Below are 16,151 nucleotides of genomic sequence, written 5' to 3'. Positions count from 1 at the left end.
TAATCAGAGAGCTGCGGGTTGGTGCAACGCAGTCGAAGGAGTCTGAACTCGCTTGGGAGCGGAACGGTGGAACACGGCGAGGAAGATTCGTCGTAGACTCGGTAGTGCACGCCGGGGAAGTACATCGTTACGTTGGCCTCCGTAAGAGGGCGAGCTTAGCAGTCCATTTCTTGATGATGTAGTCATGGCTGTAAGGCGTTTGAGGGGTTCTTCCGATCCTATGTTAATGTGGGAAGGGAAGGACAACAAGAGTGGTACCGCGAAGGGTGAACAGCCTGTCGTCTCTTGATATAGAGATGACGGGCTTTTTTGTATATATTTTTACAGAAATAAATATTGAAATTGACTATGAACGGGAGTAGTAAAAGGATCATGTCTTCAGAGAGCTGTGGAAATGGTGTGACACAGTGGCAGACCCCTTTGAATCTCGCCCGGGAGTTAAGTCCGTGGAACTTCGAGAAGAAGCGTACATGGATTCGGTTGTCCACCGTTAAAGGGATCTCTTTATGTAAGGTCATACAACCGATCATAAAGAACAAAGTGGGGTGCTTAGACGATGATGTCGATGGCGCCAACAAGAGTGGTACCGCGGAAGGTGAAAACCTGTCGTCTCTTATATTCATAAGAGATGGCAGGTTTTTTTCTGTTTTCTCAGCATTGCTCCACAAAAATTAAGGCGTATGCTTTCGAAGTGATTTTTATTATGAGGCACTACCAAGGAGCATTGCTCCACAAAAATCTTAGGAGGTTATTAAAATGACAACAGCACCAAGGATTATTATATTTGACACAACGCTACGTGACGGAGAACAGGCACCAGGTGCAAGTCTACAGCCGGATCAGAAAGTACAGCTTGCTGCCAAGCTTGTAGAGCTAGGTGTAGATGTATTGGAACCGGGATTCCCAATCTCTAGCCCAGGAGAGTTTGCTGCGGTAGAAGCCATATCACGACAGTTCCAGCAAGTAGAGATTTGCGGGTTCGCCAGAGCGGTAAAGGGAGATATTGATGCTGCAGTACGAGCTACAAGGGATGCTGAGCGTCGTCGTATTCACCTCTTTCTGTCATCATCAGATATTCACCTGAAGCACCAATTGCGTATGAGTCGGAAGGAAGTTGTGACTATGGCGCGGCAGATGACAGCTTATGCTAAACAATTTAGTGACCAAGTTGAATTCACAGCGATGGATGCTGCTCGTACAGGAATAGATGATCTGATTGAGATCGTGGAGGCTGTGATTCAAGAAGGAGCGACCATGATCAATCTCCCAGATACAGTAGGTTATGCACTGCCGCAAGAGTATGGGGATATGTTCCGAAAAGTTCGTGAGGGAGCAAGAGGAGGAGCGGGCGTTCTATATAGCGCTCACTGCCATAACGACTTGGGGCTTGCGGTAGCCAATAGCCTTGCTGCCATTCAGAATGGTGCCTCTCAGATTGAAGTAACAGTCAACGGCGTGGGAGAGCGTACTGGAAATTGTGCGCTAGAGGAACTGGTTATGGCTTTAGAAGTAAGAAAGGATTCGTTGAACTACTCAACGGGGATTTCGATGGAGAAGATATACGGAGCATCAAGGGCAGTTAGTAGTGCTATGCATTTTCCTGTGGCATATAACAAACCTATTGTGGGTCGTAATGCATTTCAGCATGAGTCTGGTATTCATCAAGATGGACTATTGAAGGATCTAAGTACCTACGAGATTATGAATCCTGAATCACTAGGTATTTCACGGGATATGATCATACTAGGTAAACATTCAGGTCGTCATGCTCTGAAGGATCGTATAGCAAGATACGGGATACAAGTGAAGGATACGGAGATGGAAGTGCTCTATGATGTCTTTAAGGAAACAGCAGATCGCTTGAAGGTTGTCACTGATGACATACTGTTGAAGATGGTGAGTCATACGACAGGGAAAAGAATACAGAACTTTGAACTGGGGGAAGTTCAGGTACAATCGGGTAGCGCAGAGGAGCGTGTAGCAACGGTTACGCTACGCCACCTACATGAGGATCGAGAATCCACGCATACGGCTATTGGAAAGGGACCGCTGGAAGCTTTAATTTCAGCGATTGGTCAAGGGATAGAAGCAGATATAATTTTTGGTGACCTGGAATTGCACTCCCTTAGTACAGGGGAAGAGGCACATGCTGAAGCTGCCGTAACGGTGGAGTGGGAAGGTAAGACCTATCGCGGCACAGCCATTCATCAAGATATCGTGATGGCTGGCGGGCTTGCTTATGTGGCTGCTTGTAATAGTGCTCTTTCAGTGTACCCTTCAGCTTAATAGGGGAAGTTCAAATAGTCGACGCGATCATGTTTTATTGACGGATTGTCAAGCCAAGTACGATAGGGCTTGACAATCCGTCATTTTTATTCGCTAAAGGATACTTTCAAGTGCATGTTCAAGTGAAAAGTGCTGGTCTTGAACTTCCAGTGGGGCAATATACAAGGATGAAATAGTTTGTCAAGATGTGGACAAAGTTATCCACATATCCAAGTGAGATTGTGTGTAAACGAAACCAATAAGGAATATATATAGCTTTGAGGAAACTTTGAAACAGTGGATACTTTTTTCATTAAAATTGTGGATAATGTGCATAACTCGGTGGATAAGAATAAGGGATTCGTTGAAATCTCTATAAAACCTAAAAAAATAGCCCTAAGGGCTATTTTTAGGAGTGAGTTATGCAGGATTTCAGGGGATAACTCTGTGCATAACTTTAAATGCATTATAAAAATTTTTTTGTTGTTAAATTTATTATTGCGTAATCCTGCGTAAGCCTACTTAATCTACCGCAAGTTGCTCCCATTCGTTATAAACGTCCTCAAGAGATTGCTTCTTCATTTCGACCATCTGCTGATGCTCTTGTAGGGCTATATAATCTTGGAATATTTCAGGGAGAGTCATCTTAGCTTCAAGAGCCTTTATATCTTCTTCTAGAACGTGAATTTCTTCTTCCAAAGTAACCAATCTACGCTGACGACTACGTTCTTCACGCTTGGCCATTTTGTCGGCTTCAAATGAAGTGGCTCCTAGTTTATCGATAGGGTCTAATCCCGAGTCCGACTTGGATGTAGTTCTTGCGGCAAGTTCCATCGCTTCCTGTTGTATTTCTGCGAGTTCTTGTTTCTTCTCGATATAGTCATCATAATTCCCGAGGAAATGCTCCGTCCCATTAGAAGAAAGCTCTACAATACGCTCAGCCATCTTGTTCAGGAAATAACGGTCATGAGAAATAAATAGAAGGGTACCCTCGAAATCGATCAAAGCAGATTCAAGCACTTCACGACTAAATAAGTCCAAATGGTTGGTAGGCTCATCCAGAATAAGCATATTAGCTTCAAGAAGCATTAGCTTGGCAAGCGCTACGCGTGCCTTCTCTCCACCACTAAGTGCAGAGACCTTCTTTAGGACATCCTCACCACTGAATAGAAAGTTACCCAGCACAGTGCGAATCCGTGCTTCTTCCATATGAGGGTATTCACTCCATAGCTCTTCTAAGACGGTATTTTTAAAATTTAGATTCGTTTGCTCTTGGTCATAATACCCAATTTTAACTTTTGTACCCCAATGAATTTGGCCTGTAGCAGGCTTAAGAGTTTCTAGCATACATTTGAACAAGGTTGACTTCCCAATTCCGTTAGGACCGATTAGAGCAGCCGTCTCCCCACGACGCATATCAAAGGATACGTGCTGAAATAAGGGGGCTAACGGATCGAAGGCGACAGATAAATCACTTACCTGCAGGACCTCTTTTCCAGACGAATATTCGATTTCAAAAGAAAAAGATGCTTTCTTAAGCTCACCTTGCGGCCGATCAAGTCGATCCATCTTCTCAAGAGATTTGCGGCGACTCTGTGCTCGCTTCGTTGTGGAAGCACGTACTAAGTTGCGTTGGACAAACTCTTCCATTTTAGCGATTTCGCCTTGTTGTTTGTCGTATTGCTTCAATTCGGCTTCGTACTCAGCAGCCTTGAGCTCAATATAGCGACTATAATTACCTGTGTAACGCTTAGATTGGTGTCGCTCAATTTCCACAATGGTAGTCACTAGACGATCTAAGAAATAACGGTCATGAGATACGACTAATATAGATCCGGCATAGGAGCGCAAGTAATCTTCTAACCATGTTAGCGTAGCGATATCCAAGTGGTTCGTAGGTTCATCGAGCATGAGCAGGTCTGGAGCCAATAATAGAATACGTGCTAACGCAAGTCGAGTCTTCTGCCCGCCACTAAGCGTGCTAATTGGAGTGTCTGGTGCAAAGTCTCCAAAGCCCATACCATGTAGAACGCTACGAATTTTCGTCTCCATTTCATAACCACCGTTATCTTTGAACCAATCGGAGCGAAACGCATAACGTTCTAATAAATCTTGATATTTCTTCGGGTTCTCCATAGACACCGGATCTGCAATCTGCATCTCCATAGATCTCAGTTCTTGTTCTGCATCAATTAATGGTGTAAATACGCTAAGCATTTCCTCCCATAAGGTCCCATCCGACTGAAGACCACTATTCTGGGCAAGGTATCCAATAGTTGTTTCCTTTGCTTTGAAGATTTGTCCTCCATCATACGATATTTCACCTGCTATAATCTGTAGAAATGTGGACTTCCCGGCACCGTTAACACCTACAAGTCCGACCCGTTCTTTCTCAAGAATTTGCAGATTAATTCCATCAAGAACGGGATGGACTCCGTACAATTTCTTTATTCCAGTAGCTTGAAGCAACATGCGGTAGAAACCTCCATCTATGTCCTTATTTAATAGCTATTTTACATGAAATGAAACCAATACGCGACCTGTATGCAGGACTTCAGCTCAATCTTGGCGAAAAGAAAGTAACAGTGGTACACTATATGAAAAATATATGTGACAGATTGTCAAGTTAAGTGCGAGAATATCTGATAATTCATCAGAATTAAAGAATGTACTATAGAAGGCAGTTGTATACCAATGAACGGGAATAATCCTCCATTATCCATCGATAAAAGAACGATGCGTTTAAGGTTGACAGAGGCGCGAAATGAACTATCCAAGAATGAGTGTGAACAGTGGTCTAACGAGGCCGTTGGGTATATTATAGAAGAATTAGAAACTATGGGAATCGCGAACTTTCTAGTATACATTCCATTTCGCTCAGAACTGAATACGAGGCCTTTAATTGAATGGGGTTGGAACAAGGGATTGGAAGTGCTCGTTCCGAGATGCGATCCTAGTAATTACTCTATGGAGATGTATCCTCTTCGAGATTGGAATGAACTATCTCCAGGTGCTTACGGGATAGAGGAACCCGACCCGCTGCGTACTACTGCTGTAGGATATCGATTCGTTCCAGAAGCGATTGTCCTTCCAGGTCTGGCGTTTGATAGGACTGGAGGAAGATTAGGTTACGGGAGCGGGTACTATGACCGGCTCTATGAGCGGTTACAACCATGGATTGAGGCCGATAAGCCTCCGATCTTGATTGGACTTGGCTACAATATGCAGATCGTGGACAAGGTGCCGATGGATGAGCATGATGCAGCACTTAATATGCTCGTCACAGAGAAAGGTATTGTGGATTGTGGTTAAGGAAGCTACAAATAATTGTATGTGACTCATTTCAATGGACAGGTAGGGTGATCATATGGTGTGGAAAACTGCGATCTTAACAGCCAGCGACAAGGGAGCTAGAGGAGAACGCGAAGATACAAGTGCACAGGTCATCCGTGAGTTGGTGGAAGAGGAATTGGGCGGAGAGATTGTGGAATATCGAATCGTGCCCGATGAACAAGATGAAATCATGGCATCACTCATTGAACTAACGGATTACTTTAAAGCGGATCTGATTCTGACAACGGGAGGAACGGAGCTCGCTATTCGAGATGTAACTCCAGAGGCAACGAGTCTAGTCATTGAACGTGAAGTACCTGGAATGTCGGAAGCAATGCGTAGTGCTTGGATGGAAAGGAATCGGTCAGCCATGCTATTTCGAGGGATCTGTGGCATAAGAGGTCGAACGCTTATTGTTAATCTTCCGGGTACCCCTAGAGGTGTACATGAATGTCTAGCAGCGCTCATGGATCAGCTCCCTGAAGCACTACTGATGGTAACAGGTCAATACCGTCAGTAAGCCTAACTAATCCCCATAGAGTTGGCTCCAAATTCGCTGTGTTTATGTGATTTATGTTATGGTATAATTATTTCGTTAGGGACTATCTTGTGATGTTGTATGGAATCCGTTCTATTAGATCACCATTGGAGTTAAGTGGTTTACAATAAGGAGGTATATCATATGTTAGGTGGAATTGGAACACCAGGAATCATTCTGCTTGTTATATTAGCGCTATTGCTGTTCGGACCTCATAAGTTGCCTGAACTAGGTCGTGCTGTTGGGCGGACATTCCGTGAGTTTAAAGCGGGAGCAAGTGAGATTATGGAAACGCCGAAAGCGAAGGATAGCGAAGTCCAACAAGCGGATGCAACACGTAATGAGCAGGACAACAAGCGTCTCCCAGAATAGGTTTTGAGAGGATATTCGTAAGCCTTGAATCCCTTCCTCACGGGGAGGGATTTTGTTCTGTCCAAAATTGCTTAGAGTGCGTGTTCAAAAGGTGATTAATTGAACAACCTCTTAGAGATCAGAGGTGGCAACATGTCAGAAGCACGTGATGAAATGTCTATATTCGAACATTTAGGTGAGCTACGTAAGCGAATTATTTACGTACTGATCATATTTCTTGCGGGTCTAATTATTGGTTTATTTCTCGCCGGCCCGATTTATCAATACTTAGTGAATGCAGATCATGCTAAGGATTATGTGCTTAATGCGTTTTCCTTCTGGGACGGTATCGGTATATATATGAAAATAGCTATGGCTGTTTCATTGGTCCTATCCATTCCTGTGATAGTGTATCAATTATGGGCCTTTGTCAGTCCAGGTTTAAGGGAAGTGGAACGGAAGGCATCCCTGAGGTATGTACCATATGTATTTATACTATTCTTAGTGGGTCTAATGTTCGCGTATTTTATTGTATTTCCTATGGCCTTATCTTTTAGTAGAGCAGTGACTACGAGTATGGGACTTACGGAAACGTATGGAATTACACAATACTTCAGTTTTATGTTCGCACTCGTAATCCCCTTATCACTTTTGTTTGAGTTGCCTGTACTAATCATGTTCCTTACCAAGATTAGAATATTAAACCCTCTTCGTTTACGGAAAATGCGCAAGATTGCTTACTTTGTACTTATATTTATTGCTGTGGTCATTACACCACCAGATTTTATTTCTGATTTTCTTGTGGCGATTCCACTCGTTGCACTATATGAATTTAGTGTATTTCTGTCGTCCATTATATACCGTAAACAATTAGCAGCGGATGCGGCAATAGAGGCAAGTTACTCACAGTCGACCGATAAAACATAATCAGAGCTCTCTTGATTTAATGAGAGTTCAATAGATGATTTTTTGAATAGCCTCTATTTAGGGCATATTTAGGGGATGAGTGGACAGAATGAAGAGGTCGCACAACTTTTTTTTGAGAAAATGAGCAAAGGGACTTGAAAAAAGTGCCCAAGTTGGGTATCATAAAAATTGGTTGTTAGCACTGATGCTTGTCGAGTGCTAATACATATTTCGACAGATGTTACTGCATAACAACATACTATATTAATTTAAGGAGGCTATTTTTCATGATCAAACCATTAGGTGACCGCGTTTTAGTAGAGCCAATCGAGCAAGAAGAAACAACGGCATTTGGGATTGTCCTTCCAGACTCCTCTAAAGAAAAGCCGCAAGAAGGTAAAGTTATTGCTGTAGGAAGTGGTGCAGTAAAAGATGGAGCGCGTGTTGCTCTTGAGGTAAAAGAAGGCGATAAGGTACTTTTCTCTAAATACGCTGGAACAGAAATCAAATATGAAGGTAAAGAATATTTGATTATGAAAGAAAGCGACATCCATGCAATTTTAGGCTAATTCACCTAAAACATACGAAGTAATCAAAATGCAACATATATTCCATAGGGAGGTTTATATCACGATGGCAAAAGATATTAAATTTAGTGAAGACGCTCGCCGCTCCATGCTGCGCGGTGTGGATGCTTTGGCAAATGCAGTAAAAGTTACATTGGGACCAAAAGGACGTAACGTAGTTCTTGAGAAGAAATTCGGTAGCCCGCTTATTACCAATGATGGTGTAACGATTGCTAAAGAAATCGAACTAGAAGACGCTTTTGAGAACATGGGCGCTCAGCTTGTTAAGGAAGTAGCTACGAAGACGAATGATGTAGCCGGTGACGGAACAACTACAGCAACTGTTCTTGCTCAAGCTATGATCCGCGAAGGTCTTAAGAACGTAACTGCTGGTGCTAATCCAATGGTTATCCGTAAAGGGATCGAGAAAGCAGTTAAAGCTGCTGTTATCGAATTGAAGAATATTGCTAAACCAATCGAAGGCAAACAATCTATTGCACAAGTTGCATCGATTTCTGCTGGAGACGAAGAAGTTGGCGAATTGATCGCTGAAGCTATGGAAAAAGTGGGAAATGACGGTGTTATTACCGTTGAAGAATCCCGCGGATTCGCAACTGAATTGGAAGTCGTGGAAGGTATGCAATTCGACCGCGGTTACATTTCTCCATACATGATTACAGATACGGATAAAATGGAAGCTATTCTTGAAAATCCATACATCCTAATCACAGATAAGAAAATCACAAGCACACAAGAAATCTTGCCATTGCTTGAGAAAATCGTACAACAAGCTAGACCACTTGTATTGATTACTGAAGATATCGAAGGCGAAGCACTAGCTATGTTGGTAGTTAACAAATTGCGTGGTACATTCAACGCAGTTGCTGTTAAAGCACCAGGATTCGGTGACCGTCGTAAAGCTATGCTTCAAGATATCGCTGCATTGACTGGTGGACAAGTGATTACAGAAGAACTTGGTCTTGACCTGAAATCCGCAACGATTGAACAATTGGGTACTGCACGTCAAGTACGTGTAACGAAAGAAAACACAATCATCGTAGATGGTGCTGGTAACAAAGCTGACATCGATGCTCGTATTAATCAAATTCGTGCTCAATTGGAAGATACAACTTCCGAGTTCGACAAAGAGAAATTGCAAGAGCGTCTGGCTAAATTGTCCGGCGGCGTAGCAGTTATCAAAGTCGGTGCTGCAACTGAAACAGAACTTAAAGAACGCAAACTACGCATCGAAGATGCCCTGAATGCAACTCGCGCTGCGGTTGAAGAAGGTATCGTATCTGGTGGTGGTACTGCACTCGTTAACGTATATAATGCAGTAAATGCTGTAGACGTAACTGGAGACGAAAGAACAGGCGTGAACATTGTATTGCGCGCTCTTGAAGAACCAATCCGTACGATCGCAGCAAATGCTGGACAAGAGGGTTCCGTTATCGTGGATCGCTTGAAGAAAGAACCTATCGGTATCGGCTACAACGCCGCTACAGATGAATGGGTGAACATGTTCGAAGCTGGGATCGTTGATCCTGCCAAAGTAACTCGTTCCGCATTGCAAAATGCTGCGTCTGTAGCTGCAATGTTCTTGACTACTGAAGCAGTAATCGCTGATAAGCCAGAACCAGAAAAAGCTGGTATGCCTGATATGGGCGGCATGGGTGGAATGGGCGGAATGATGTAAGTTGTCTCCTAAACCCCTTGATCTATAAGGGTTTGAGAGCAAGAAAAGTTTTCAACAACATTTTAAATAATTCTTCTAATTTTAAACACATCACAATCCAATTGTGGTGTGTTTTTTCTTTTCATCATGAACTTGTTATTAGTATTTTCGTTCCTACACATAAGTAGCATGGACATGAAAGGGAGGGGCTATCATTAACAGTTTAGGGAATTCTTCGAATAGAATAAGTCAAATTACTCTGTTTGAATATCATCAAAAAACATATATGGTTATGACTACACCTGGTACTAAAAGATTAAAAGTTCTCGCAGTTGAAGAGTTACCAGAAGAGATCGAACAATATTTTCTCGGAGTAGCGCCTTAATGGTTACATCGTTCGGGACTATGAATAATTCAGGTTCAAGACTTTTTTTCAAATGGACAGCAAATTTAAGTTACATAAATTAACTGAAATAATCAACCCTTCAATTGAGAATTGTTATCACTTATGGTATATTAGTATAGTAACGATACAGATAATTGATTAAGGAGAATATATAATGCAAATATACTGGACTAAAATAAATAAGATTATTGAAGAAACGCCTGAGGTTAAAACGTACCTGCTCGACTGTCCGGAAGGCTTTACATGGGAAGAAGGTTCCCACACCCACTTTGCACTGGAAGGTTTTAATGCCGGAGATAAACCAAACCGTAGCCTAATTCGCCACATGTCAATCTCTACTTTACCGCACGAAAATTCAATCGGTATCACAACACGCATTAGAGAGCAGTGCTCTGAGTTTAAAACGATTTTAAGAAATCTTGAAGTCGGTAATGAAGTTGCAATATTTAAAACTCATTCGAATATACCGCTTAAAAGAGAAGACAAAAATGTTTACCTGCTGTCATCAGGTGTCGGCCTGGCAACTTTGAGACCGCTTGTACTTGATTATTTCGAACGTGCTGACAACGTCAATCAAATTCATTCCTTGAACATCGATTCATCAAAGGATTTCTTATTCACTAATATTTTTGAATCCGCACCTGACAAGAAGTTCACATCACAGTTCGTCGATAACCGTAAAGACTACTATGAAGAAGTGAAAAATCTTACTGCAGACAAGGATGGACTCTTTTATGTTGTCGGCAGCGACGAATTCCTCGTGCAGAACATTGAAGTACTGCGTGAGCAGGGCATCAAGCCGGAACAGATTATGCTCGACAAGCATGAACAAAAACTGCCTGAGTTTTTATCATTTGATTTGTTAATTTAAGCGAGACAAAATATTTTCTTGGTAAATACTAAATAGATGTTCCATTAACGGGATAAAGCAGTAGTAGCAATCGTATTTAAAAGAGTTAGAAACCTATGACTTATCAGTGGATGTATAACTTTATAGATGTATATATACACGAATATGTTAGGGGCGGAATGATGTGATGAAATCATTACCGAAGTAATTCGATGATGAGCGACCGCGCTTAAGCGGTAGATTTCATCGCCGATGAAGCAGAAAAACGCTCCATGCGGTAATCAGGCTGAGAAGTCTGTAGCATCAAGAGTTTCCTTGAGAGGAAACGCCGTTTGACCACATAGTGCAAAAATGAGAGACCTTTCAAGAGTTCATTGAACTTTTGGGAGGTCTCTCATTATTTTAAATCACGCACAAGTGGCTATGCCTCAATCTAATTCTTGATCTAAAACAGGTTTTAATAAACGACGTACTTCATCTGTTGACTTGGTATCCATTAATTGGTTTCTTAGTTCACTTGCGCCTTTAAATCCACGAATATAGATTTTGAAAAAGCGAAGAAGTGGTTTAAATGGACGTGGTTCGGTTTCATTTGAATATTTATCGTGAAGATCCAACTGTAAAAGTAGTAAATCGAGAAAATCCTTCACGCTATGTTCTTTAGGTTCTTTTTCAAAAGCAAATGGATTGGTGAAAATACCGCGGCCAATCATGACTCCATCAACGCCGTATTGTTCTACTAATTTTAAACCTGTTGCGCGGTCAGGAATATCTCCATTAATGGTTAACAACGTATTTGGAGCAATTTCATCGCGTAATTTTTTAATTTCAGGGATTAGTTCCCAGTGTGCATCTGCTTTACTCATCTCTTTTTTTGTACGAAGGTGAATGGAAAGATTCGCAATATCTTGTTTCAATATATGTCCTAACCAATCGCGCCACTCGTCAATATCAAAGTAACCCAATCTTGTTTTAACACTAACCGGCAATCCACCTGCTTTTGCTGCTTGAATAATTTCTGCTGCAACTTCAGGATGATGTATTAATCCAGCTCCTTTTCCATTGGCTGCGACGTTTTGTACTGGGCATCCCATGTTTAAATCGATACCACGAAAACCAAGTTTTTTCAGATCAATACTCATCTGTTCAAAAAATGCAGGTTTATTGCCCCAAATATGAGCGACAATCGGTTGCTCATCTTCTGTGAACATTAATCGACCACGTACACTGTCTTTTCCTATAGGGTGACAATAACTTTCTGTATTGGTGAATTCCGTGAAAAATACGTCAGGTTTTGCAGCTTCACTAATGACGTGACGAAATACAACATCTGTAACATCTTCCATTGGTGCTAATATAAAAAACGGCTTTGGTAAATCAAGCCAAAAATTTTGTTCGTTACTCATATTATCTCCTCCCTAAACTTTTCAGTTGTACATCTTGATTATGCATCCCGCAAATGAAAAGTCGCATCGGAAGCATGGGCTCAACATATAAAAACGATATAAGCTGTAGTAAAGTCCTTTACCCATCATACATAGTATCATTTTTTTTCGTTTGAAGCACAGAATCAATTGTGGGAGCGTCAGAACAAACGCTCGTCGCGGAAATTGACCAATTAGATGAATGAGGCAATGGAATAGTTGTGATTTGGCGTGAGAGTGATATAGGTTCCAATCCTAGAAAGTTGAAGCTAACGATTCCGCAGACGCTCATAGGGGAGTCAGTGCAGGTCGGAATATGGTAGATGGCATGTTGGAAGTCAGGGAATGGGTAAAAGAGTTCGGCCTTAAAGACTATGACAAAGATGCACATGATGGGCTTCTTCGTCATTTGATGGTGCGGGAATCGTTTGCGACCGGCGAAATGATGTTGGCATTGTTTGCTACGAAAACGCCTGACGGTGAATTGGCGTCTGCAGTTGAAAATCTTGTCGAGCGGATCACGAAGAAGTTCCCTAATGTGAAAATCCTTCTTTGGCTTGTGAACACAGACTGGGCGGATCGCACAAAATCCGAGGATACGCATCTGTTAGCGGGGCGTGATTTCATTTATGATGAAATGGCAGGAGGGAAGCGTTGCGGGTCTGCGTGCCCGCGGCGGCTTTGAAGTCAGCATTCAGTGGGATAAGGGGGATCTTGCGGAAGCGCAGATTACTTCCCTACTGGGTACAGACCGTATGATCCGCACCGATGTACCGCTTATTGCGACTAATGGCGGCAGCGAGATTAAGGCTGATCGTTCTGAAGAAGGAAAGGTGAGCTTTCCTACGACTGCTGGAGAGACTTACAAGTTTACCATTGGCGGGCAAAGATAGTCAGATTTAAGAGGCTTCTTTAAAGTTCATTCATGAACGATAAGGAAGCCTCTTTTTGCATTATCGCCATCGACAGTGGACGTATTAATTATGGACCTTATTTAGGAGATCGGAAGGGTATTACTTTGTGGTGCTATATCAGTAGTATCTCTAGCAATGATCGTTGTGGGCAATTGTATGCGTCTGCAAATTTGCTCACCTTGTTCAATATGCTGAATTTGCTCGATAATATGTTTGGCTGCTTCACGACCAATCTCAACTTCCTGCTGTGCAATGACAGTAGGAGCAAGGAAAGAATAGTTAGCAGCTGGTATATCGTCAAAAATAATGATAGATAAATTTTTAGGTATATGACGTCCTGTTTTTAGAACTGCGCGAATGATGTCTACGCCCATAGTACATGCAATAATTGCTGTAACTTCGGGGTTACCATCAAGGAAGTTGGAAACGATACTATAGATTTGCTCATCTGTCATACCAAATGGCATATTGCTTACTTGAAGACTACGATTGATTAATATTTTATTGTTTTCTAGTCCTTGCTCATAGCCTGAGATTCGATCCTCGATACTAGATGTACCTTCGGCTTTGGATGAGAACAAAGCGATATGACGATGCCCAAGCTCGTATAAATGATCGACTGCCTCAATAGATGCATTGTAATTGTCAGAACTTACGGAGGAAGTATCTATTCCCTTCAAGAAGCGATCGACAAGGACGATAGGGAATTTGGATAGCGTTAATGATAGTATCTCATTGTTATAGTGTTCACCTTCTACTGGGTAAATGATAAGCCCATCTACACCGTATTCTAGCATTTTTTTTATTTTTAATATTTCATGAGTTTGCGAATCATTAGTTTTAGAAAATATAAGATGATAATTAGCGTTAGACAATTCATCCTCGATACCACTTAACACATTTGCGGTAAATCGATTATCCAATCGCGGCATTAAAAATCCAATCACTCTTTGTTGACCATTATTTTGCTTCTGATAGAGGCTATCTAATGCAATATGATGATTAGGCGAAACAAATGAACCTTTACCTTGCTGCCGAAAAATGACGCCACTTTCAACTAAATTAGTTAAAGCGTTTTTAACTGTTATTCTACTAACATGAAATTGTGCCGCTAATTCGTTTTCAGAAGGAATCTTCGTGTTAGTAGTCCAGTTATTACTGCGAATCTGGGCCATAATGTATTGTTCAATTTCCTTATATAGAGGTATATGGTTTTTCATCAAAATGAACTCCCTTATTTAGTAAATATGATTAAATGATATAACAATATATCAAGTGATTCAACTGTTTGTTTTGTCTAATAAATTATATAGTCTATTAGTATGGAATAATACTGTAAAAAATCTAATATTATTGCGTAAAATCAAGCTTTATTACACTTTAGGTTGTATCAAAAAAAGACATTTACAGTTATTTAATAGTTGTATATATTGAATATGCAACTAGTTTGTTGATCGTTGCGTAGTGACCCGGACAAGGTTAAGGGGTGTTAAGCGATGAAAAAAAGAATGCACGCATTAACGACCGTAATTTTAATTTCCTCATTATTTGTAAGCGCTTGTACGGGTGGAGGGGGAACCAATCAAGGGGAAAATGGAGATGCAAAAACATTGACGATGTGGACATGGAAGGTTGCCTATCTTCCAGGCTTTGAAGCAGCGGCGAAATTATATGAAGAAAAAACAGGAATTAAAGTAAAGATTGAAACATTTACTTCAGACGATACATATAGACAAGAAATTCAAGCAGCTGCAAAATCTAAAACATTGCCGGATATTATCCATTACTGGTCTACCAATAGAGACTCGCTAGAAAATTCAATTCTCGAGCTATCTGATAAAGTCAGCGATGATATGTTGGGCAAATACTTTGGACCAGCTATGGACTCGATCCGATTTTCACAAATGCAAGTAGATAATTGGGCAGCGAATAACGAGGCAACCAATGTTCAAAAAGGTCTTAAAGCTGGTGAGTTTTACGGACTACCATTAGATATCGGTGGATTTTTCACATTCTACGGTAATAAAAAACTAATCGAGCAAGCTGGACTTAAGGCAGAGGCGCCCCAAACATGGGAAGACTTTGTCACGATGATTGAAACGGTACAAAAAGAGACTTCCGTACCAGGACTTGTATTTGGCGCTAAATTAGCTGGACTATGGGAAAACTGGGCAGGTTCTGCATTACAAATTATGCTTAATGGACCAGAAGGATATATCGCTTTATTAGAGCGAAGTGCACAAATGAATGACTCTAAAAATATTAAAGTCGCTGGGGCAATCGGGACTTTAGCGGAAAAGGGTTTGTTAATGCCAGGTATTCTCTCAACTGATATTAATGGCGCAGATCAAGCGTTTGCCTCTGGGAAAGCAGCATTTGATCTAGGTGGAAGCTTTACGATGTCAACCTTGCCTGCTCTGGGTATGAACTCTGAGGATATTATTACCTTCCCAATTCCGCCGCTTGCAGGATCAAAAATTAAAAAGTGGGCAACAGATCCATTTACGTTAACAATGATGTCTGTCAATAAAGATTCAAAAAATACGGATGAAGCATTAGATTTTATTAAATTCATTACTGCTGATGCTGATGCAGCAATTGCTTTCTCTAACGGAGCATATTCTGTATCTGCTCTTAAAATAGGTGCTCGTTCCGCAGAGCTTTCCCCAGCCTTGAAGGCGATGCAGCAATCCTTTGCAACTGAACCAGGACCATACAGTAAAGTACTACCTTATATTGAGTTGAGAGGTACCAACAAAGAGTGGGAAGAGTATTTCCAATCTATTCAGTCTGTTATTGATAACAAGATGACTGTAGCTGCAGCAACGAAAAGGTTTGATCAACGTATGAAGCAGCTTCAAGCGAGTGGTAAATAATTCAGTGCGATACGCCAAGTTACTACAAAATAGAAAAGGATGATTAG

The 16,151-nt window shown here is 41.4% G+C and carries 13 protein-coding genes, 1 pseudogene and 1 other annotated feature; of the genes and pseudogenes, 11 read left to right on the top strand and 3 right to left on the bottom strand.

Going from position 1 to position 16,151, the window contains the following annotated elements:
- Positions 1-339: 339 nt before the first annotated feature.
- Positions 340-617: a binding site (T-box leader), on the top strand.
- A gap of 139 nt (positions 618-756) precedes the next feature.
- Positions 757-2,286 (top strand): 2-isopropylmalate synthase, encoded by a 1,530-nt coding sequence (locus tag ACP8HI_RS18035; RefSeq protein WP_438347566.1) that lies wholly within the window; start codon positions 757-759, stop codon positions 2,284-2,286.
- Between the two features lie 501 nt (positions 2,287-2,787).
- Here ACP8HI_RS18035 and ACP8HI_RS18030 read toward each other — a convergent pair.
- Positions 2,788-4,737 carry an ABC-F family ATP-binding cassette domain-containing protein gene (locus ACP8HI_RS18030; protein ID WP_438347565.1) on the bottom strand — a complete coding sequence of 650 codons (1,950 nt, stop codon included), beginning with the start codon at positions 4,735-4,737 and terminating at the stop codon, positions 2,788-2,790.
- Positions 4,738-4,959: 222 nt separating this feature from the next.
- Between ACP8HI_RS18030 and ACP8HI_RS18025 the strand changes: the two genes are divergently transcribed.
- From ACP8HI_RS18025 to ACP8HI_RS17995, 7 genes are all read left to right on the top strand, one after another.
- Positions 4,960-5,577, top strand: coding sequence for a 5-formyltetrahydrofolate cyclo-ligase (locus ACP8HI_RS18025; RefSeq protein ID WP_438347564.1), 618 nt, complete (start codon positions 4,960-4,962; stop codon positions 5,575-5,577).
- Between the two features lie 55 nt (positions 5,578-5,632).
- Entirely contained in the window at positions 5,633-6,118 is a 486-nt protein-coding gene (locus ACP8HI_RS18020; RefSeq protein ID WP_438347563.1) for a MogA/MoaB family molybdenum cofactor biosynthesis protein, read from the top strand.
- Between the two features lie 162 nt (positions 6,119-6,280).
- Positions 6,281-6,508, top strand: coding sequence for a twin-arginine translocase TatA/TatE family subunit (locus tag ACP8HI_RS18015; RefSeq protein ID WP_438347562.1), 228 nt, complete (start codon positions 6,281-6,283; stop codon positions 6,506-6,508).
- A 132-nt stretch (positions 6,509-6,640) separates the two neighbouring features.
- The gene (gene tatC, locus ACP8HI_RS18010) at positions 6,641-7,414 is read left to right on the top strand and encodes a twin-arginine translocase subunit TatC (protein WP_438347561.1); all 774 of its coding nucleotides are present in this window, start codon (positions 6,641-6,643) and stop codon (positions 7,412-7,414) included.
- Positions 7,415-7,680: 266 nt separating this feature from the next.
- Entirely contained in the window at positions 7,681-7,962 is a 282-nt protein-coding gene (groES, locus tag ACP8HI_RS18005) for a co-chaperone GroES (protein ID WP_438347560.1), read from the top strand.
- A gap of 64 nt (positions 7,963-8,026) precedes the next feature.
- Positions 8,027-9,655, top strand: coding sequence for a chaperonin GroEL (groL, locus tag ACP8HI_RS18000; protein ID WP_438347559.1), 1,629 nt, complete (start codon positions 8,027-8,029; stop codon positions 9,653-9,655).
- A 539-nt stretch (positions 9,656-10,194) separates the two neighbouring features.
- The gene (locus ACP8HI_RS17995) at positions 10,195-10,911 is read left to right on the top strand and encodes a dihydropteridine reductase (protein ID WP_438347558.1); all 717 of its coding nucleotides are present in this window, start codon (positions 10,195-10,197) and stop codon (positions 10,909-10,911) included.
- A 407-nt stretch (positions 10,912-11,318) separates the two neighbouring features.
- Here the strand turns inward: ACP8HI_RS17995 and ACP8HI_RS17990 are convergent, their stop codons facing one another.
- The gene (locus ACP8HI_RS17990) at positions 11,319-12,296 is read right to left on the bottom strand and encodes a tRNA dihydrouridine synthase (protein ID WP_438347557.1); all 978 of its coding nucleotides are present in this window, start codon (positions 12,294-12,296) and stop codon (positions 11,319-11,321) included.
- Positions 12,297-12,618: 322 nt separating this feature from the next.
- On the opposite strand from ACP8HI_RS17990, the pseudogene ACP8HI_RS17985 reads away from it, so the two are divergent.
- Both ACP8HI_RS17985 and ACP8HI_RS17980 read left to right on the top strand, forming a co-directional pair.
- Positions 12,619-12,960 (top strand): annotated as a pseudogene (locus ACP8HI_RS17985) (23S rRNA (uracil(1939)-C(5))-methyltransferase RlmD); the annotation flags it as partial.
- Positions 12,944-13,207: a glycoside hydrolase family 95-like protein gene (locus tag ACP8HI_RS17980; RefSeq protein ID WP_438347556.1), complete on the top strand. Its 264-nt coding sequence runs from the start codon at positions 12,944-12,946 to the stop codon at positions 13,205-13,207. The pseudogene ACP8HI_RS17985 and the gene ACP8HI_RS17980, both read left to right, overlap by 17 nt.
- 101 nt (positions 13,208-13,308) lie before the next feature.
- Here the strand turns inward: ACP8HI_RS17980 and ACP8HI_RS17975 are convergent, their stop codons facing one another.
- Positions 13,309-14,448, bottom strand: a complete 1,140-nt coding sequence (locus tag ACP8HI_RS17975) for a GntR family transcriptional regulator (RefSeq protein WP_438347555.1) — start codon at positions 14,446-14,448, stop codon at positions 13,309-13,311.
- Between the two features lie 276 nt (positions 14,449-14,724).
- Here ACP8HI_RS17975 and ACP8HI_RS17970 point away from each other — a divergent pair, with 276 nt between their 5' ends.
- Positions 14,725-16,104 carry an ABC transporter substrate-binding protein gene (locus ACP8HI_RS17970; RefSeq protein ID WP_438347554.1) on the top strand — a complete coding sequence of 460 codons (1,380 nt, stop codon included), beginning with the start codon at positions 14,725-14,727 and terminating at the stop codon, positions 16,102-16,104.
- Positions 16,105-16,151: the final 47 nt, after the last annotated feature.

The sequence above is a fragment of the Paenibacillus sp. FA6 genome, assembly GCF_051550225.1.
Classification (GTDB): domain Bacteria; phylum Bacillota; class Bacilli; order Paenibacillales; family Paenibacillaceae; genus Paenibacillus_AQ.
This window is presented reverse-complemented; position numbering and strand designations above follow the sequence as displayed.

Bases quoted from the DNA above. Each gene is read 5' to 3' on its own strand.
- ACP8HI_RS18035 (WP_438347566.1), top strand. From the start codon at position 757: ATGACAACAGCACCAAGGATTATTATATTTGACACAACGCTACGTGAC.
- ACP8HI_RS18030 (WP_438347565.1), bottom strand. From the start codon at position 4,737: ATGTTGCTTCAAGCTACTGGAATAAAGAAATTGTACGGAGTCCATCCC.
- ACP8HI_RS18025 (WP_438347564.1), top strand. From the start codon at position 4,960: ATGAACGGGAATAATCCTCCATTATCCATCGATAAAAGAACGATGCGT.
- ACP8HI_RS18020 (WP_438347563.1), top strand. From the start codon at position 5,633: ATGGTGTGGAAAACTGCGATCTTAACAGCCAGCGACAAGGGAGCTAGA.
- ACP8HI_RS18015 (WP_438347562.1), top strand. From the start codon at position 6,281: ATGTTAGGTGGAATTGGAACACCAGGAATCATTCTGCTTGTTATATTA.
- tatC (WP_438347561.1), top strand. From the start codon at position 6,641: ATGTCAGAAGCACGTGATGAAATGTCTATATTCGAACATTTAGGTGAG.
- groES (WP_438347560.1), top strand. From the start codon at position 7,681: ATGATCAAACCATTAGGTGACCGCGTTTTAGTAGAGCCAATCGAGCAA.
- groL (WP_438347559.1), top strand. From the start codon at position 8,027: ATGGCAAAAGATATTAAATTTAGTGAAGACGCTCGCCGCTCCATGCTG.
- ACP8HI_RS17995 (WP_438347558.1), top strand. From the start codon at position 10,195: ATGCAAATATACTGGACTAAAATAAATAAGATTATTGAAGAAACGCCT.
- ACP8HI_RS17990 (WP_438347557.1), bottom strand. From the start codon at position 12,296: ATGAGTAACGAACAAAATTTTTGGCTTGATTTACCAAAGCCGTTTTTT.
- ACP8HI_RS17980 (WP_438347556.1), top strand. From the start codon at position 12,944: ATGATGAAATGGCAGGAGGGAAGCGTTGCGGGTCTGCGTGCCCGCGGC.
- ACP8HI_RS17975 (WP_438347555.1), bottom strand. From the start codon at position 14,448: ATGAAAAACCATATACCTCTATATAAGGAAATTGAACAATACATTATG.
- ACP8HI_RS17970 (WP_438347554.1), top strand. From the start codon at position 14,725: ATGAAAAAAAGAATGCACGCATTAACGACCGTAATTTTAATTTCCTCA.